This is a genomic window from Mesobacillus sp. MER 48 (assembly GCF_023714225.1).
GTDB lineage: Bacteria > Bacillota > Bacilli > Bacillales > Cytobacillaceae > Mesobacillus > Mesobacillus oceanisediminis_A.
The window spans coordinates 998676-1016901 of record NZ_JAMAUR010000002.1 but is presented as its reverse complement, the minus strand read 5'-3'; the positions used below and the strand labels follow the sequence as shown (position 1 = coordinate 1016901).

22 protein-coding genes and 1 pseudogene are annotated in these 18226 nt (G+C 40.5%); 8 read left to right on the top strand and 15 right to left on the bottom strand.

The genetic code is table 11. From position 1 onward, the window contains the following. Positions 1 to 389: 389 nt before the first annotated feature. Both M3593_RS11380 and M3593_RS11375 read left to right on the top strand, forming a co-directional pair. Positions 390 to 1325: a DMT family transporter gene (locus M3593_RS11380; protein WP_251541327.1), complete on the top strand. Its 936-nt coding sequence runs from the start codon at positions 390 to 392 to the stop codon at positions 1323 to 1325. A gap of 12 nt (positions 1326 to 1337) precedes the next feature. Continuing rightward, positions 1338 to 2273 carry an acetamidase/formamidase family protein gene (locus M3593_RS11375; RefSeq protein ID WP_144475590.1) on the top strand — a complete coding sequence of 312 codons (936 nt, stop codon included), beginning with the start codon at positions 1338 to 1340 and terminating at the stop codon, positions 2271 to 2273. A 133-nt stretch (positions 2274 to 2406) separates the two neighbouring features. On the opposite strand, the gene M3593_RS11370 is transcribed toward M3593_RS11375, so the two are convergent. From M3593_RS11370 to M3593_RS11360, 3 genes are all read right to left on the bottom strand, one after another. After that, positions 2407 to 3231 carry a lipid II flippase Amj family protein gene (locus M3593_RS11370; RefSeq protein ID WP_251541329.1) on the bottom strand — a complete coding sequence of 275 codons (825 nt, stop codon included), beginning with the start codon at positions 3229 to 3231 and terminating at the stop codon, positions 2407 to 2409. Positions 3232 to 3418: 187 nt separating this feature from the next. Next, complete coding sequence (locus M3593_RS11365) at positions 3419 to 3880, bottom strand: DUF5662 family protein (protein WP_251541331.1); 462 nt, start codon at positions 3878 to 3880, stop codon at positions 3419 to 3421. A gap of 138 nt (positions 3881 to 4018) precedes the next feature. After that, complete coding sequence (locus M3593_RS11360; RefSeq protein WP_144475593.1) at positions 4019 to 4543, bottom strand: DinB family protein; 525 nt, start codon at positions 4541 to 4543, stop codon at positions 4019 to 4021. Positions 4544 to 4676: 133 nt separating this feature from the next. On the opposite strand from M3593_RS11360, the gene M3593_RS11355 reads away from it, so the two are divergent. Continuing rightward, a complete protein-coding gene (locus tag M3593_RS11355; protein ID WP_144475594.1) occupies positions 4677 to 5171 on the top strand; it encodes a helix-turn-helix domain-containing protein in 495 nt (164 codons plus the stop codon). Between the two features lie 20 nt (positions 5172 to 5191). Here M3593_RS11355 and M3593_RS11350 read toward each other — a convergent pair whose 3' ends face one another. Both M3593_RS11350 and M3593_RS11345 read right to left on the bottom strand, forming a co-directional pair. Then, positions 5192 to 5347, bottom strand: coding sequence for a hypothetical protein (locus M3593_RS11350; protein ID WP_186326697.1), 156 nt, complete (start codon positions 5345 to 5347; stop codon positions 5192 to 5194). 181 nt (positions 5348 to 5528) lie between these two features. Continuing rightward, a complete protein-coding gene (locus tag M3593_RS11345; protein WP_251541333.1) occupies positions 5529 to 6311 on the bottom strand; it encodes a manganese catalase family protein in 783 nt (260 codons plus the stop codon). A gap of 187 nt (positions 6312 to 6498) precedes the next feature. On the opposite strand from M3593_RS11345, the gene M3593_RS11340 reads away from it, so the two are divergent. Together M3593_RS11340 and M3593_RS11335 are read left to right on the top strand one after the other, a co-directional pair. After that, positions 6499 to 6675: a hypothetical protein gene (locus M3593_RS11340; RefSeq protein WP_186326698.1), complete on the top strand. Its 177-nt coding sequence runs from the start codon at positions 6499 to 6501 to the stop codon at positions 6673 to 6675. 15 nt (positions 6676 to 6690) lie between these two features. Beyond that, positions 6691 to 7020 (top strand): annotated as a pseudogene (locus tag M3593_RS11335) (redoxin domain-containing protein); the annotation flags it as partial. Positions 7021 to 7084: 64 nt separating this feature from the next. Here M3593_RS11335 and M3593_RS11330 read toward each other — a convergent pair. After that, positions 7085 to 7447 carry a VOC family protein gene (locus M3593_RS11330; RefSeq protein ID WP_186326699.1) on the bottom strand — a complete coding sequence of 121 codons (363 nt, stop codon included), beginning with the start codon at positions 7445 to 7447 and terminating at the stop codon, positions 7085 to 7087. A 921-nt stretch (positions 7448 to 8368) separates the two neighbouring features. Further along, on the bottom strand, positions 8369 to 8575 hold the full coding sequence (locus tag M3593_RS11325) for a ChaB family protein (protein ID WP_251541335.1): 207 nt from the start codon (positions 8573 to 8575) through the stop codon (positions 8369 to 8371). A 189-nt stretch (positions 8576 to 8764) separates the two neighbouring features. Between M3593_RS11325 and M3593_RS11320 the strand changes: the two genes are divergently transcribed. After that, on the top strand, positions 8765 to 9601 hold the full coding sequence (locus M3593_RS11320) for a DUF1206 domain-containing protein (protein WP_251541337.1): 837 nt from the start codon (positions 8765 to 8767) through the stop codon (positions 9599 to 9601). A gap of 185 nt (positions 9602 to 9786) precedes the next feature. Here M3593_RS11320 and M3593_RS11315 read toward each other — a convergent pair whose 3' ends face one another. From M3593_RS11315 to M3593_RS11300, 4 genes are all read right to left on the bottom strand, one after another. Next, positions 9787 to 11439 carry an FAD-binding dehydrogenase gene (locus tag M3593_RS11315; RefSeq protein ID WP_251541339.1) on the bottom strand — a complete coding sequence of 551 codons (1653 nt, stop codon included), beginning with the start codon at positions 11437 to 11439 and terminating at the stop codon, positions 9787 to 9789. A gap of 174 nt (positions 11440 to 11613) precedes the next feature. Continuing rightward, entirely contained in the window at positions 11614 to 11997 is a 384-nt protein-coding gene (locus M3593_RS11310; RefSeq protein ID WP_144475601.1) for a hypothetical protein, read from the bottom strand. A 2-nt stretch (positions 11998 to 11999) separates the two neighbouring features. After that, positions 12000 to 12572: an ATP-binding protein gene (locus M3593_RS11305; RefSeq protein WP_251541341.1), complete on the bottom strand. Its 573-nt coding sequence runs from the start codon at positions 12570 to 12572 to the stop codon at positions 12000 to 12002. Positions 12573 to 12613: 41 nt separating this feature from the next. After that, the gene (locus M3593_RS11300) at positions 12614 to 13057 is read right to left on the bottom strand and encodes a DUF4362 domain-containing protein (protein WP_186326700.1); all 444 of its coding nucleotides are present in this window, start codon (positions 13055 to 13057) and stop codon (positions 12614 to 12616) included. A 151-nt stretch (positions 13058 to 13208) separates the two neighbouring features. Between M3593_RS11300 and M3593_RS11295 the strand changes: the two genes are divergently transcribed. After that, the gene (locus M3593_RS11295; protein ID WP_251541343.1) at positions 13209 to 13934 is read left to right on the top strand and encodes a hypothetical protein; all 726 of its coding nucleotides are present in this window, start codon (positions 13209 to 13211) and stop codon (positions 13932 to 13934) included. A gap of 844 nt (positions 13935 to 14778) precedes the next feature. After that, positions 14779 to 15219: a cell wall hydrolase gene (locus M3593_RS11290; protein WP_144475604.1), complete on the top strand. Its 441-nt coding sequence runs from the start codon at positions 14779 to 14781 to the stop codon at positions 15217 to 15219. 86 nt (positions 15220 to 15305) lie between these two features. Here M3593_RS11290 and M3593_RS11285 read toward each other — a convergent pair whose 3' ends face one another. The 4 genes from M3593_RS11285 to M3593_RS11270 all read right to left on the bottom strand — a co-directional run bounded on the left by M3593_RS11285 (position 15306) and on the right by M3593_RS11270 (position 18225). Continuing rightward, on the bottom strand, positions 15306 to 16064 hold the full coding sequence (locus tag M3593_RS11285) for an SDR family NAD(P)-dependent oxidoreductase (protein WP_144475605.1): 759 nt from the start codon (positions 16062 to 16064) through the stop codon (positions 15306 to 15308). 45 nt (positions 16065 to 16109) lie between these two features. Next, a complete protein-coding gene (locus tag M3593_RS11280; protein WP_251541345.1) occupies positions 16110 to 16793 on the bottom strand; it encodes a type 1 glutamine amidotransferase domain-containing protein in 684 nt (227 codons plus the stop codon). A 199-nt stretch (positions 16794 to 16992) separates the two neighbouring features. Further along, positions 16993 to 17556 carry a GNAT family N-acetyltransferase gene (locus tag M3593_RS11275; protein WP_251541346.1) on the bottom strand — a complete coding sequence of 188 codons (564 nt, stop codon included), beginning with the start codon at positions 17554 to 17556 and terminating at the stop codon, positions 16993 to 16995. A 135-nt stretch (positions 17557 to 17691) separates the two neighbouring features. Then, positions 17692 to 18225, bottom strand: a complete 534-nt coding sequence (locus tag M3593_RS11270; RefSeq protein ID WP_251541348.1) for a GNAT family N-acetyltransferase — start codon at positions 18223 to 18225, stop codon at positions 17692 to 17694. Between the last annotated feature and the right edge of the window lies 1 nt (position 18226).

Here is an 18226-nt window from a genome sequence, read left to right as displayed (position 1 = left end):
ATATGTTTAATAACTAGCTTTAAACGACCTTTTTTATTGACTCGTATAGCCCTATTTTAACTCTGCAGGGTATGTCAATTGACGTATTTAGCATTATTAGAAATACAGGTAGGAATAAAAAAAAACAAAGGGATAGTGCCTCTGCCTGGGTATTGCTTTTATTCAATTACTTGCTTCACTTCCTGTCCTATTTCCTTTTCAAATGTACATGGCGTAAAGGTAATCTATAAAAAGAGAATTCTGCCTTTTTTTGCAGAAAAACAAGGAATATCAAATTCCTGCTTGTGACTCCTTAACTAAAAAAGTTTCAGAAATTACTAAATTATTATTTCGCTTTTCGAAAAAGATGCTACAATACTATTTAAATCGTACATAAAGAAGGGACAACTATGAACAAAAAATTATGGCTTACATATGGCATGTTGACTTTTGCCACCTCAACATGGGGCAGTGCTTTCATTGCCGGAAAATACGCAGTACAAAGCTTCGAACCGGCGACTGTCGCCTTTTTTCGTTTTTTTGGGGCTGCCATCCTCCTCATTCCTCTCATGTTCTTGATGGAGAAAAATCGCCAGAAACCGAACTTGAAGGATTATATTTTATTTGCCGTTCTTGGCCTCACTGGAATCGCATTATATAACATCTTCTTTTTCCTGGCGAGTAAGCATGCACCTGTCATTAAAAGCTCCCTCTTCATTGCGTCCAACCCTGTGTTGATTGTGCTTTTATCAGCTTTATTTTTAAAAGAAACCATCACCCGCAACAATGTTATTGGATTGGCGATTGCCCTTTCTGGTGCTTTTTTTATCATAACTGATGGGCATCTCATGAACTTGATTCAACTCGGTTTCGATCCAATTGATTTCGTTTTGATGGGTGCTGTAGTAAGCTGGGCGCTCTACAGTGTAGTTGGAAAAGTGGTTCTGAAGAAGTTCAGCTCTGTCGAGTCCACTACCTACGCAGTTGTTTTCGGTACCTTCTTTTTACTTCCGTTCGCCCTGGCTGAAACATCCTGGCAGGACGTCCAAAAGGCATCAGGTACAACCTGGTTCGCCATTATCCATATGAGCGTGTTGGTCACGGTCGTTTCATTCGTCATGTATTATAACGGAATCAAAGAAATTGGCGCCGCCAAAGCATCAATTTTCATCAATGTCATGCCGGTTTCTGCGGTCATTATGGCTACTTTATTTTTAGGCGAAAATTTCACAGCTGCTCATGCAGCCGGAGCAGCACTGGTATTATCAGGCGTCTATATTGGAACCAATCCAAGGCTTTTTAAAAGAAAGCCAAAAGACGAAATAGTTAAAAATGAAATTGCATAAGGAGATGAATCCATGATACATAAAATTGATTTGAAATCAGAAAATTTGCACGGGTCTTTCTCTAATGAATATAAACCAATCATTACAGTTAACTCTGGAGACTCAATCCGCATGCAGACTCCAGACATTGAATGGGGATATTCAGCATCCAAAGAAATTGAAAGAGAGTTCTTTCAGTCTGCTGTAAAAGAAGAAACTCCCCTCCATCCGATGGTTGGTCCGATTGAAGTCAAAGGGGCAAAGCCAGGGATGGTGCTAGAAGTGAAATTGAATGATGTTGTGCCCGGATGGTATGGGACGAACTGGGCAGGGGGCAAAAAAAGCTGGCAAAATGACGCAGTTGGTCTAACGGGATCCGAGAGAATCAGACTCGACTGGGAGTTGAATCATAGCACAATGACTGCAAGGACCGAGGTAAGTGGCCGACCGGTCAATGTTGCCTTAAATCCATTCATCGGCCTGATGGGCGTCGCTCCTGCTGAACCAGGCGTACATCGCACCTCCCCTCCCCGTTACTGTGGCGGCAACATCGACTGCAAGGAGTTAAAAAGGGGCAGTACCCTTTACCTTCCGATCTCTGTTGAAGGAGGATTATTCTCAATCGGTGACGGCCACGCTGCACAGGGAGATGGTGAATTATCTGGCACGGCAATCGAGTGTCCAATGGATTTGGTCGATATCACCCTGACACTGAGGGATGATCTTTCACTGAAGCTGCCGCGTGCTAACACCCCGGATGGCTGGCTGACTTTCGGCTTCAATGAGGACCTCAACCTCGCAGCCGCACAGGCACTTGATGAGGTGGTCGACTTGTTATGTGAACTTCACGAAATAGAGCGCACAGAAGCCCTTGCACTAGCAAGTGTGACCGTTGACTTACGAGTCACCCAGGTCGTGAACGGCGTAAAAGGAGTTCATGCTGTTTTGCCGCACGGAGCAATCAGGTAAAATTTTAATTTGTTTAGTGGTGTTGTCTTGGAGCAGATCCTATACATGCTCCAAGGCTTTTTTAACATTTGTTTAGTGAAATGAATTCATAAAACCAGTCTCTGGACTTCAAGAAATATCTATTCCCGCTTTTTTATCTAAACAGCACGATAAACTTTGTAAACCAGGCAATATATCTTGCTCCCCATAAGAACAGTCCCTGAGCAAGAATTGTTCCTAACAATCTTGAGGTTACCATCATGATTGACATACTTTTAAGGGTATTGTAACTCCCTCTTTGATTGACAACATCGTCTGCTATGACAGATAATTTGGGATCAACAAAAATGACCAGAAGGATCGTTGCAATCCCATTTATTAAACCAGATGCCATAATAGCTGTAGCAGCTCTTTCAGGTACTAATAATGCTGCATACAGTGCAGCTAAAACCCCAATGGTATAAATCGCCGTTATGATCATATTTACAAAAAAGAGCCTTACCGGAATCTCATTCATTTTCGTTCCCTGTAGATATGAAAACTTAGGAAGACTAAAATGAGTGATGCCGCGTTTTATGTATTGCAATGAAAAAAGCCTCTTCATCAAGGAAGGCACAGATCCTTTTTCTTCTGATAAATGAATAATTGCCCTCGAAAATAATGCTACAAAAGTGGGAAGCAGAATAATTCCAAAAACTGTACCAAGAGTTGATGCACCAATAAGGATCCGGAATTGAGCTTCAACAAACTCTAATGTATTCTCTTTTGGAGCGTTATCAATCAGGCTTCCGGTAAAAGGCTGCTGCATCATATTCGCTAATCGTGAGACAATCACCATTATATTAAAAAGTGAAAGAGCAGAAGCAATCATTTTAACGCGTGCACCCGATAACCTTACAGCATAAGCCAATGTCTCGATCGAATGAATGATAAAAATAAACAATGCTATGAATAATAATCCTTGAGTAAAAAACTCCATTTAGCTACCTTCTTTGCTTAGTGATTTTGCAACAAAAATTCAGGTTTGTTGACTTGAGAGCATGGATAAATTGCTCTTAAATACACTGCGATAATTGACTTTGCATTTTGACTTAAATCAATTAGTCAGCAATCCATTACTCCGAAAAGGAAATAAAGAATGCAAGTTTTATTCAGGTTATCTTTTATTAAAGCAATTCCATTTTACTATTATTTCGCATGATTACCTCAAGTTCTTTCCTTGTATCTGGATGAAGAATAATCTTATCAGTAAGGTCCAAAGTCGATAGATTTACCTTCCTTCCCCACTTTCTTGAAAACGACCGCCAATCACAAACCATTTCTAGTAAGTATTTTCGTGGCATAGGCAAGGCCTGTTTTTTATTCGGGTCAATCACCCAATACTCCCAGTGATGTTTATTTTTATGCTGGTGAGTCAGCCATGCATAACGCCATCTTAATTCATCTTCTACACTTAATTTTTTTTCTGAGTAAAACTTCCTGGCATAAGGAAAAAACTCTCTTGGATAGAATTTAGATAGATCGTGGGTGATACCCTGGATGTATAGTCCCTCTGACCAGCATTCAACCAGGACATTTATTTTATGGTCAAGAATGTATAAAATGTATTTCACATACGCCTTCAGCATATCCATACCTGCCAATCTATTAAACTTACCTCTATATTCTGTTCATCTGTTTACATTTCCTTCCTGGAGTATTCAGAAATGATGTGTAATCATAAAAAAGCAACCCAATCAATTATGAAATGGGCTGCATAAATATATTTAATTTTTCAAGATACCTAAATAACTCTTCCACGGCCCCACCGATTCTTCATATTTTTTTGCCATCACTCTGGTTATCTGTGAAATATGGGTTAAATCATGAACCACCCAGGTAGAAATCAATTCACGTGCTGTTACTTCTCCATATTCCGGGTGGATTCCCGTCATTTCAGGCTGTGCTTTATCAGTGATCAACAGTTTTAGTGTTTCAATATTTTCCCTGCGTAATGAAGCGAATTCCTTCATTTTTTCCTCAATTGACCAATCATGATATTGTTGCAAATGTGAAAATCGGTCAAATACCGGGAATCTTTTTTCCTTTGATTCACTTAAGATTAACTCCAATCTAGGAATCCAATTATACTTCTCCCCGTCAATAAGATGGCCGATAACCTGGGATGGGTTCCAGGTCCCGTCTCCTTCATTGGTTTGAAGCCAGCCATCGGATAAGCCAACTAAATATTGCTCTAATATTTTGGGAGTCCGTTCTAATACTTCAATTACTTCCGACATGATAAACGCCATTTTTAGTCCAGCCCCTTTATTTTTCATAAATAGCTATATGTAACACAATGTCATACTGCTGTTCTTTTTCTGAAAAAAATCAATGGTAAGATAGATTTGTCTGATAATTTTTTAAGATAAGAGAGTGAAATAGATGCTGACAATCAAAGAAGCAGCTGAACAATTATCTTCTTTCGGAATCGATGTAACCAATGAAGAGATTTTGTTGTGGATACAAGAAGGACAATTAAAAGCTGAAAGATCCCAGAGGAGAAATGTATTATATAAAATTCATCTGAGTGACCTGATTGAATTTATTGTTCAGGAACAGAAAAATGAATTAACGAATGAACTAGAAAAGTCCAAGCGCAAGAATCAAAAACTTAACGAAGAACTTGAACTATTAAATACCCGTCTGCATATTGAGCAATCCAAAGTGCGGACATTGAAAAAAATGCTGAATGCACAGATTGAAGCTGCGGCCACCGATACATTCCAACTGGAAGAATTGCTAGGTTTAAAACGGGACACAAGCAGTCCGGTCCTGAAAAAGGAATTCAAAAAGCTCCTAAAAGCCCTTCATCCTGACCGCGGTGGAGATGAGAGGCTTTTTAAAGTGTTCAGAGAGCAATATGAGAAGTTGAAATGAGGCTATCTTGCAGCGGGAGATCAATTTTTCATTGCTAAATAATAAGTACTGGCACCCATTAATAGTCCACCGGTTACACCAATTGCTGCTCCTGGCACAACCCAAATGGTCGATAAGTAGATTCCTGACATGTATAACAACAAGCCGAATAAGAACAAAAATTTACCTTTTTTCATATTTACTCCTTTAACCCATTGTTTTACATAACCACTTCTATATGGACATGTGGAATTCCTTTTTTACAATCTAGTTGGGGGAAAAGTAAGTCATAACTGCGGATATTCGAATTAAAATCTAAAAAAGCGCAAGACAAAAACCCCCTCCAAATCATGCAGATTCAGAGGGGAAAAAGGACACTTATTCTTTCGGCTCGACTGGGCCTTCATACACCTTTGCTTGTTTGGCAAAGCTGAATTCATTTTTGGCAAGGCCGCCGAGTGAGAGGTCAAAATACATATTTACATGGTCGCCTGTTTTATGTGCTTTTTTATTTTCGATTTCTTTTGCACGCATGATGGCCTCTTCAAATAGTGTGGCGTGGGCAGCTTCGCGGTCGATCAGGAATTGGAACATCTCCCTTGCGCCCGGGTCGTCTACATGGCGGTATAATTCTTCGTATACCTTTTTGGCTCGAAGTTCAGCAGCGAGATCTGATTGAAGGTTCGCAACGAGATCGCCAACATTATTAATGAAATTCCCTGTGAAAGGTGTTCCTGAAGAATCCACAAAATCAAGTCCATGTCCATCGAGAATCATGCTTTTCTGAACCGTAGAATTAAAGTTGAACTGCATCATATTATTGATCTGGTTTTTAGCATCAGATAAGAGGTTTCCTTCACCAGACATTTTCCTTTCATCTGCACCCATCTCTTCCATCTTCTGCTCTTTATCAGTACCACCCATCAATTGAGTGATACACTCCCCCACCATTTCAAGATGCGAGATTTCCTCAGTTGAAATGTCCATCAGCAAATCGCGAATCGCAGGGTCGGGGGTACTAAAACTCTGGGCAAAATATTGGAGACAGGCTTTCAATTCACCATTGGCACCGCCAAACTGTTCAAGTACTGCAGCAGCATGGGCAGGATTTGGGCTCTTGACTTGGACTGGGAACAATAGTTCTTTTTTGTGGATATACATGATTCAGCCTCCATCAATATATTTTTGTACATTTAGACACATTCCCAAGTAGATAGAGGGTAAACCAACCTTCCTGATTTTTCATTCAAATGAAACAAATCAAAGTCGATACAAATTATCCATAAATGATATAATGAGATTTCATCTTAAAACGATATACTAGAGAAGATACATAAGGAGGTGCATCATGCGAAAGTCAATCTTCATCCTCATCCTTTTCACCGTGGGAGCTATCATAAATGGTTGTTCAAACGAAAAATCCGAGTCTGCCACGCTAACCCTTCCAGATGAAAACGGGAAGGATGTTTCTTTTGAGAATATGGAAGAGCCTGCACTTGTTTTCTTTTTTACAGGAGTTGGTTGAGACTTCTGTAAATCGCAGCTGGTCGAGCTGCAGAACCGAAAAGACTTATTCAGCCAGTTCCCTGGCAATATTTACGCGGTAAGTGCATCTTCCGTTAAGGAACATAAAGCAATGAAGGAAGAATTGGGACTTGAATATCCGGTTATTTCGGATAAAGACCTGAAATTGATCAAAAAGGTTAATTTACTAGATCCAGAGTCTCCGATTGCTGTTCGAGGGTTCGCTGTTCTAGATAAAGACGGCACTGTCCTCCATTCCCAGCAAATTGATCCCTTCGGTATCGAAGCTGAAGGAATCATTCCTTATGCTGCGGACATAGCGAAAGGCAAGAAACCATCAGAATAAGCAGACAGAACCACCCGTTGATTTGCGGGTGGTTCTTTTTGTTAAAAACCGAAATAAGTTCCTGTTAGTTGAAATTTGAAAACTCAACAACCTCTATTTGATTACCAGATGGATCTTCGATGATATTGTATCTTCCCGGCGGGCATGGTCTTGCTTCATCAAACAGGATTTTGACACCCTTTTGGCGAAGCTGGCTGACATCCTCATCGATATTTTCAGACAGAATTCCCAGCAAAACCTTCGGGTTACCTGAAACATGTTCCCCTTCATTCTTTTCTAACACAATTGGAATCTCATTATGTACAAGTGATACGATATTCTCTCCATAATGCTTAGACACTTCAAAATCCAGCTTCTTTGTATAGAATTCAACAGCTGCCTCCATATCATCTACCTTAATTGTTAAGACACATACTTTGTTCAACATAAACATCACTCCTTTTCTTAAAAATTATCACTGGGCACTGGATTACTAGCTGGCCCATAATTAAACCATAATCCCTATCCAAAAATTGTAATCTTATAATTTATTCGCTTATTTACTTAAAAAACCTTTTGGAACCCACTCGAAAATCCTAACTTTTTTACAAACGAAATCAACAAAACGCTCCATTGGTGATCTCATTCTCCTGTATTCTTACAAATCGTGGTTCCAATACGGTCTATTGGTGACTTCGTTCTCCTATATTTTTACAAATCAGTGTCCCTATACACTTTATTGGTGACCTCATTCTCCTATATTATTACAAATCAGGGCTCCAATACGGTCTATTGGTGACCTCGTTCTCCTATATTCTTACAAATCAGGGCTCCAATACGGTCTATTGGTGACCTTGTTCTCCTATATTCTTACAAATCAGGGCTCCAATACGGTCTATTGGTGACCTTATTCTCCTATATTCTTACAAATCAGGGCTCCAATACGGTCTATTGGTGACCTCGTTCTCCTATATTTTTACAAATAAGTGTTCCTATACACTTTATTGGTGACCTCATTATCCTGCATTTTTACAAATCAGAGTTCAATAGATTCTATTAGTGCTCCATTTTCTTTTCGATGCCCGGATATTTGAATTTTGGCGATACCTGATCTCCCGCAGCTTATAGTATGGAGTTTATATCTAATAAAACTCTTCTAGATGGGAAAGATGCTGAGACAGATTCACTTCATGTCCATATCTACACAACTGAGGATTATCCTTTAAAAGCATGATTTTAACTCCTCACTACCTCAGATAAATAAACTAGCTGGTTTTCCTATAAAAAAATGACGTATGCCTGTACATACGTCATCTTGCTTTTGTATTTTAGCTTATAGATTAATCTATTCGATTAAACTTGTTCAATCCTAGTCTTCCTCTTTTTTCACCCAATCACCAACATCATTCTTCTCATAATCATTTTTAACCGCGCTCCAGGCGACTTTAAACGCTGTTTCTTCTTGATCATATTGCTCAGATGCTGAGTTGAAGGCTTCTTTGAAGATTTCCTGTGCGTGGTGCGGCAGGTTATCTTTCACTGAATCTGGCAGGTCTTTTAGAGATTTGTAAGGCATAACGATACCTCCTTAAATTAACTAGATATAATTTTCTATTTCCCTCCCTGGGAAAAATGAAACAATTCGCTTACATACCCAGCAAGTACATAAATCAGGTAAACGATACCACTCAGCTGTTGGTTTCCTTTTTGCCGAAACCGGGAACATCTAGATAACAAGAGAATAATAGAGGAAGTGTTGGTTTATATGAATTCACCATCTACTGTAGAAGTTAGAAATAAAATGAGAGAAATGAAACCGTGGGTTCGCCGTTTTGGGCGTTTTGGCTTTGTTGCCAAAGGGCTGGTTTACGGAATGGTTGGGGTTCTTGCTGCCTTAGCCGCTTTCGGACCAAAAGGAAATACAACCGGGACATCGGGCGCCCTGCAATCCATCGCTGAGATGCCATTTGGTGAAATTGCACTCTGGTTTATTGGTATTGGGCTGATTGGTTATATCTTGTGGAAGTTTATTATAGCGATAAAGGATCCAGAAAATGAAGGAACAGATCCTAAAGGCCTTGTCAAAAGGACAGGCTACTTTATTAGTGGGTTAATCTATGCGAACCTAGCTTACGGTGCCATCAAATTAGCCAGCCATACCGGTTCCGCTGGCGGAGATAACTCAGAAAAAACGATTTCCGCAAAGTTAATGGAACAGCCGTTTGGCGAATGGCTGGTTGGAATAGTAGGAGCCATTATTATTGGATATGGGGTTTATGAACTGTATAGCGGGGCAAAAGAAAAATTCATGTCTAAATTCAAGACCTATGAAATGGATGATAAAGAACGCAAATTGGCGGTTGTAGCAGGCAAAATCGGGTTAATATCAAGGGGAATTGTTTTAAGCATGGTAGGATTTTTCTTCATACGCACAGCATACACCAATAATCCAAACGAATCTAAAGGACTCGGCGGTGCTTTAACCGAACTTGCAAACCAGCCATTTGGCCAAGTGATGCTCGCAATCGTCGCCGTAGGGCTGATATTATATGGAATCTACCAAATCATTCGCGGGCGTTATCAGCATATGAATTTTGGGTGATAAAATGAATGACGATAATATTGAAAAATGATAAAAAATATAAATGAATAACAGACTTTTGCAGTACAAATAGCAAGCAAAGAACGCCAGGACTTATATCCTGGCGTACTCTTTTGCTTCTTTACACATACAAAGGTTTTATTTCTTTAACAAAATATGATTATTGTTTTCTAAAGTGGAAGTTACTATAATTCTGCCGCAATAGCTCTCCCTGCTATGCGTCCTGTAAAAAGGCAGCCACCCAAAAAAGTTCCCTCAAGTGAACGATAGCCATGTATTCCCCCGCCCCCAAACCCGGAAACTTCACCAGCAGCATATAATCCTGGAATAGGCTGTCCAGAAGAGTTCAAAACTTTTCCTGATAAATCAGTTTGTAACCCTCCTAAGGTTTTCCGGCTGAGGATATTCAAACGAACTGCGATTAAAGGGCCGTTTTTTGGATCAAGGATTTTGTGCGGTGCTGTCACCCGGATTAATTTATCGCCAAGGTAATTGCGTGCGCCGCGCATAGCGGTTATTTGCAGGTCCTTAGTAAATTTATTATCGATTTCACGGTCTCTTGCTTCTATTTGTCTTTTGATAGTTTCCAAATTTAATAGGTTTTCACCTGTTAGTTTATTCATGCGGGAAACCAGGTCGGCCAAATTATCCGCAATAATAAAATCTTCTCCTTTATCCATAAATGCTTTTACAGGATCCGGAACACTTTGTAATGCCCTTCCAATAACTTTTCGAATGCTTTTTCCCGTTATATCAGGGTTTTGTTCTGAACCGGAAAGGGCAAATTCCTTTTCAATAATCTTGTGTGTCAGAATAAACCAGGAGTAATCATAGCCAGTCTTTTTGATTGCATCAAGGGTACCCAATGTATCAAATCCCGGAAAATTTGGTGCCTGGAATCGCCTTCCCGTTGCATCCAGCCAGATGGAGGACGGTCCTGGAAGGATTCGGATCCCATGGTTGTTCCATATAGGATTCCAATTCTTAAGTCCCTCGGTGTAGTGCCACATGCGGTCTGGATTCACGATGCGGCCACCTGCCTCTTCTGTTATTGCCAGCATCCTGCCGTCTACATGAGCAGGTACACCTGTAACCATTTCTTTGGGAGGTTCGCCAAGTCGGCTTGGCCAATTTTTCCGAACCAGGTCAAGGTTGCCGCCAATGCCACCGCTTGATACCAATACTGCTTGGGCTCCATATTCAAAGCTGCCGACTACCTCCCTGCTGCTATCTTCTCCGCGAGCTGATGTACTTGGCAAAAGAACTGAGCCACTCACCCCAACAACCGCACCATTTTTTGTAATAAGTTTATCTACTCTGTGGTGTGGAAGAAACTTAACTAGTCCGGTTTTAATATGTTCACGAACTCTTCGTTCAAATGGGGCAACAATGCCGGGACCAGTTCCCCAGACAATATGAAATCGAGGCACGGAGTTACCGTGCCCATCGGCAAGATAACCGCCTCGTTCCGCCCAGCCAACAACCGGAAAGAAGCGGACACCCATTTTAGTTAACCAGGCACGTTTCTCTCCTGCAGCAAAATCAACGTAGGCTTCCGCCCATTTCCTGCCCCAGTAATCCTCAGTTTCCTCCCGGTCAAATCCGGCAGTTCCCAGCCAGTCCTGCCATGCTAGTTCCTTAGAATCTTTAATACCCATCCGGCGCTGTTCAGGTGAATCAACCAGAAACAATCCCCCAAACGACCAGAATGCCTGCCCACCCATTGACGCGTCAGGCTCCTGATCCAAAAGCAAGACCTTTTTACCTGCATTAGCCATTTCAGCTGTTGCTACAAGACCGGCTAGCCCTGCTCCCACAACAATTACATCGAAATTCACGCTTCTTCCCCCACTCTATTTCAATATTCAGTTAATTTAAATATATCATATGTTATAGCTCTTAATTTCACTGGTCTCTATAATTCTCCTCCCACTTTGCCCGCCAATCTCTATAATCCTCATCTTCCAGAAACTCTTCAACTGTAAGTCCATCAAGAGAATGCGGCGACCCCGCTATCCCTTTTCCAATGGGAAAAGATGTTCCACCGATAATTTCCCATCGTTAAAAATAAAAACGCTTAATTCAACTTTGCTTGAAAAACCGGTTTGCGGTCCGTAAATTTTGCCAAGTGGATGATTCTTAACTATGAATACTTCCTGTGTTATTTCCTTTCCGATATAAGGATCTGGTTTTACAGGCTGGACCGCCCACACCATATCGTAAGGCTTATTCAATAAATCATGCTTTTTGAAGGTAAATGATTGCTTCCCCTCATAGGACTTAATGGAGTATCCTTTATCTTCAAGATATTGTCTAGCTAATTCAGCATTTCCGTCCAATTTTGGGCCGCAACCTGCCAGTAAAAAGAGAAACACCAAAACGAGTATTCTTTTCATAGTTACTCCCTCTCACTTTTGGCAAGATATAAAATTTCCTGGATAACAGCCATGATATCTTTGCTATCTTTTATCATGAATAAATGGTCTGCTTCATCTTTCGTCGGGTTGACGATATCCTCTGTCAAGGAATCTTTCCGCTGTTTATTTAGTACGTCCATAAAGCTGGAATAGTTACCGCGGAAAATATCCTTACTGCGTTGACTTACTGCTATACGGTCTTCGAGAATATCATCAGGGATATCAAAGTGGACCAGAATACGAGTGAAATTTCTTTGCGGAAACAATTCTTCAAGCAGGTAAGATCGACCTTTACGACTGCGATTGGAATTGCATATGATAAGATGATGATTCGTTTCCTCAATTGTATATTGGACAATTAGTTTGGAAATCGCATGTTTGAGTGTATTGGGGCCATTTTGTGACTGAAGTTTTCTATAATATGTATTAATAAATGCAGCATGAATGTCTTGGTCCATTACAATGGAGTGATCAAGCTCTTTTTCAAGATTCCTTGCAAAGGTTGTTTTTCCGCTGTGAGTTTTGCCAACTGTTATGACAACTAATCTTTTCATCAAGCTGCCCTTCTTTCAGAAAAATTAGGTTTCCAGGCTTTTTATTTTTTTTCGACAAGGAGAACCGTTTTTTCTCCAACACCATTATTACAGCCTTCTAGCACATACTCAGTTTTATCCTCTACCTCTTTTTCAACAATCCTTTCGCATGTGGATTGTTCAATACTTCCCTGTCCGTATCCATCCCTTGTAGAATCATAGGTTGATTGAATGCTTTTACCGTCAAAAACCAAATTATGAAGCATCGGGGCTCCCTCTGAGGTATTAGTGACGAGCCTGATATCGCTTTTTTCCCCTTGCTTGACACGTTCTAAAAAAGAGTAAAATACTTCAAGGTGTGTTATCTCGCCTTGTATGTCGACTACATCATCCTTAGAATGAATATAATCAGGCAATATCTCTTTTACTTCAGGCAGTGTTTGTTCCTCCTTCTGGCAGCCGGAACCTACAAAAAGTATAAAAATTATCGCGATTACTTTTTTCACCCTAATCCCCTTTCTTTAAAACCAAAAATACTTAGTTAAATATTACCATTTCATTCCCTTTATGAATATCTAATATTAAATTTGTATGTGTTCCCCCTAAGGTGATTGGGTAATCTGATTGTATGATTACTTAGCAAAGGTGTGTTAGAGAGTGAAGAATAAGTTATACTCAGAAATTGCTGTCCCAATAGAGGTTCCATTTGGCTTCATGCCCGGAAAAGAATCGGAGCGGGATTTTACTTTTGATATAGAGAACTGCTTTAGGGATTACCTTCTGAAAAAAAATGGACAAACCTACGATGTGTGTCTTGATGATCAGGGACAATGGTATTTTTTCATTTCAATGGAATGCGGTACGCTCGACGAACTGAAGCTCTCAAGGCAGATTTTTCGTCCCCCCTATTTAAAAGACGAGCATCTTGAACTTGTAGATATAATGGAAAAATTGGAGATTAGACCATATTATGAGGGACACGATAAAGCATACGGCCATGTGCTTTCGCTTGTGGATAATCTTGATACCGTGTCTGCCTTTAAACAGGCCCGGCTTGCTAATTACGATGGCACCGATGACCCAACGATCATCAAGAAAATCCATTTCATTGAGAATGAATATAAAGGAGAAAAAACTCGCTTCATCTCCGGCTTTGAAACTCGCTCATTCGCAACAGTGACAGAAAACGAATTCTACGCAAAAGAAATCCACCTTCAAGGTAATGCAAGGACTTATTTGAAACTATTCATTTATTTCACACGGTACGGCAAGTTGCCATCTCAGCAAATGATGCCGAGATTCCTGGGAAACCTCTGGGCATCGACACAAAGCTTGAATAAAGCAGCAAACCCTGCTCTCTTTAGAGGTGAAGTGGTAGAGTGACTAAGATCTAATTAGTCTGGTTCCGTGGCTAAACGATGGCATCAGTTGCACAGCTGGAAAGATACCCATGATTGCTTGGTTTTATGTTGACGGTAATATCTTTATCACATTAATTTCGTTCATAGCTTGGACTGCGACTGTGTTTCCAAAGCAACTCCAAATACGGTCGCAGCTTTGCTTCTTCTGCGGCCGTATTTCCTCATTACTCCATTTTCGGGCTCTGCTTTGCTTAAGCTGCGACCGTATTTCCTCCACTACTCCATTTTCGGGCACAGCTTTGCTTAAGCTGCGACCGTATTTCCTCCACCTCTCCATTTTCGGGCACAGCATTACTTAAGCTGCGACCGTATTTCCTTCACCTCTTCATTTTCGGGCACAGCATTACTTAAGCTGCGACCGTATTTCCTTCACCTCTTCATTTTTGGGCACAGCTTTGCTTAAGCTGCGACCGTATCTCCTTCACCTCTCCATTTTCGGGCACAGCTTTGCTTAAGCTGCGACCGTATTTCTTTCACCTCTCCATTTTCGGGCACAGCTTTGCTTAAGCTGCGACCGTATCTCCTTCACCTCTCCATTTTCGGGCACAGCATTACTTAAGCTGCGACCGTCTCTCCTTCACTACTCCATTTTCGGGCACAGCTTTGCTTAGGATGTGACCATTTTCTTTTATTTCATTCAAGGCCAATGTTATTACCATGGCCAGGATCCAAGATTAAATTTAATATAATTTACCGTCTGTAAATTCACCCGAAGCGGACTTTAAATTCCATTCTATCCTCCTATCAAGAACGCATTAACATTATGACAGGCTGTTACTAATATAATTTCTGTAGAGGTGATCAATATGCCAAGGGCAAAGTATACGGACAGTGATGTTGCATTGGTGGCAAGAATGATGAGGGCGGAAGCCGAGGGTGAAGGTCAGCTGGGAATGCTGATGGTGGGCAATGTCGTAGTCAATCGGTTGGTATCCAATTGTCTTGACTTTAAGGATTTACGGTCTATTCGGTCGGTGATTTTCCAGATCCAGGGTGGGAATTACTCGTTTGAAGCCGTGCAGAAAGGTAATGTTTTTTATAACAGAGCAAGAAGTGTGGAGAAGAGGTTGGCGAAGCAAACTCTGGATTATTGGAGGCAACACCCTTCCAAGTTTGCTCTCTGGTATTTCAACCCATATGCGCCATGTCCGCCAACATGGTATGACCAGCCTTTTTCTGGACAATATAAACAGCACTGTTATTATGAACCTAAGGCAAATACTTGCGAAGGCGTATATATCGGATAGCAAAGACCCCCATAGTTTGGGGGTTGAGTTTTGCAAACTGCAACTAATTAAGCCGGGAAAAGGCATTCCTTCTCCCGGCTTCCTCATTATTTTGTGTTCGTAAACCCGCCATCGATGCTTATTACTTCGCCATTAATGTATTCCGCGTTGGATGTCAGCAGAAAAGTGACCAACTCTGCAACTTCTTCCGGCTTGCCAAGACGTCTTTGTGGTATTCCTTTTGTTGCATTTTCCTTCATAGCCGGATTTGCTTCATAAAACTCTTTGACCATCGGTGTCTCGGTTGGTCCCGGAGCAATCGCATTAACCCGAAGGCCATCTTTTCCGTATTCTGCCACCATGCTCTTTGTTAATCCAACGATGCCATGCTTTGTAGCAGAATAGGTGACAACAGAGTCCTGACCAATCACACCTGCACTTGAAGAGGTATTGACGATTGAACCTCCGCCATTCTTCAGCATCACCTCACCAACATAACGGACACCATATAGCGCACCTAAAAGATTAATTCCGACAATTTGCTGGATTTCTTCGATAGAAGAGTCCAAAAAGTATGATCCGCTTCCGGAAATTCCGGCATTGTTGAAGAAGTAATCAATTTTGCCGAAAATTTCAACCGTTTGATCAACATATCTTTTCACGTCTTCTTGCTTCGAGACATCTGCCTTGATGAACATCGCTTCCACACCGCGTTCTTTTAGCATCTCGACTGTTTCATTACCGCCTTTTTCGCTGATATCAACGACTGCAATGTTTACTTTTTCTTCTGCTAACCTTAGGGCAGTGGCCTGTCCCAAGCCACTGCCTCCACCGGTAATGATCGCTACTTTATTTCCGTTTGCCATTTTTTCAATCTACTCCTTTAATTAATCGGTTTTTACATATTTCAGCTATTTCTTTTTCTTTTCAAGTGCCTTGACTAACTCTTCTCCCATCAACTCTGAAGAAAACGGGTCACGGCTTGTGACAAGCTGTTCATCTGCCCATACAGCATGACCCGTTTTTTCTAGATCACCCTGATCGTATTCGCTGATTTTTCTCATTTCCTGCTCCAAACTAAAAGGCAGGATGTCCAACAGACCCTCTGGCTCCATTTCGTCTGGATAACCGGTTACTTTTTTGCCAGCGATGAAACTTTCACCATTAGGACGCTTTGCGAACACAAGCGGAGCTGGACCATGACATTCTGCCGCAACAATTCCGCCCGCATCATGGATCTTGTTCATGATATTATGCAAATCCTCATTCTTTGCCAGGTCATACATGGCACCATGCCCGCCTACAACAAGCACGACATCATACTCATTTGGATTCACATCTGAAAGCTTCATCGTATTATCGGCTTTGCCTGATTCGTAAAGTTCCTTATAAATGCCTTTTGGATCATAATCCTCACTAAGACTCACCATATCAATTTGAGGCTTTCCTCCAAGCGGTGATGCCAGGTCAACCTGATGTCCTGCATCCTCCAGAATCTGCATTGGAGCGAATAATTCCTCACCCCACCAGCCAGTTTCATAATTATTTTTGTCATCCTTATATCCACTTGATAGAACTGCCAGTACTTTTGACATTTGAAAAAACCTCCTCTATTGATTCCAGAGTTTGTTTTCCCTATTATAGTGCCCATTACTCTTTTAAAAATTTCCATTTAAAATAAAAACGCCCGGACATCCGAGCGTCTAAGTTAATTCCATTTGTAAAAGGCCATCTAATGCGAAATCTTCCATTTTAAAAAATTTAACTTGCACACTTGCATTGAAACCCTTTTCCCTAACATTTATGATTCTTGTCAAAGTCTCGTTTCAACAAAGAATACATATATAAATCATCAAATTTACCCTGTGTAAACTCATAATCCCTTAATAATCCTTCTTTTATAAAACCGAATTTTTCTACTAATTTTTGTGATGAACGATTCTGTGGCTCTATTAATGCTTCTATCCGGTGAAAATTCATATGCTGGAATCCGTAGTTAATAATAGCTTCAACTGCTTCAGCAGCTATACCTTTTCCCCACAGTTCTTGACTTAATTCAAAGCCAATTTCAGAACGGAAGTGCTTAGAAACAATGTTATGAAAACCACAACTGCCAATCACTACTCCTTGTTCCTTTAAAGTAATTCCCCATCTTATACCTGTTCTGGCGTTATGTATTGATTGATACCAGGAAATCTCATCCAATGCATCGTTAATCGATTTAAACGGTTCTAATCCATAGTACTTCATGACCTCTTCATTAGACAGATACTTAAATATGCTGCTAGCATCGTCTTTTATCACTTTTCTTAATACTAATCTTGCGGTCTCAAGTACAGGAAACGTATCAATATCCATTGTAAAAGCAGCCTCTCCTTAAAGATATCCCGTCTTATTTACCTGCTTATTTCAAAACTATTAACCTTTTTGAATACTCCCTTATGATTCCGTATAATGGTGATAAAATTTACTAGAATGCTGCTCTAATAAATTCTAGTTGTTTACTTCCAAATCCGAAAACAACATCCCATACACCATGCTATCGGTCCATTCACCCTTATTCCAAAAATCTTTTTTGAAATGAGCTTCTTTTCTCATCCCTATTCGTTCGCATAACTTTTGGGATGATTTATTTCTTGCGTCAAGGGTTGCTTGTATACGGTGAACCTGAAACTCATTGAATAGCCACCTGACTAGACTGCTCACCGCTTCTGTTGCATAGCCTTTTCCTGAAACTTCACTAGCAAAACAATATCCAATCTCAACCGTATCTTTCATATTTGTATACCAAACAGATAAGTCACCAATTACTTTAGTATCAATGACTACTGCTAAACTTAACATTGTTTCTTTTGTGAATGAATTATTTTTTAATTTTTTATCAAAGTTCTCTTCTATATTTTCCTCGGTCCATTTATCATGCAAGAGATATCTACATGTCTCCTCATCCTTATAAATGTTAAAAACATCTTGTAAATCATCACTCATAAAAGGCCTCAGTAATAATCTTTCCGTTCTGAACTCCAAT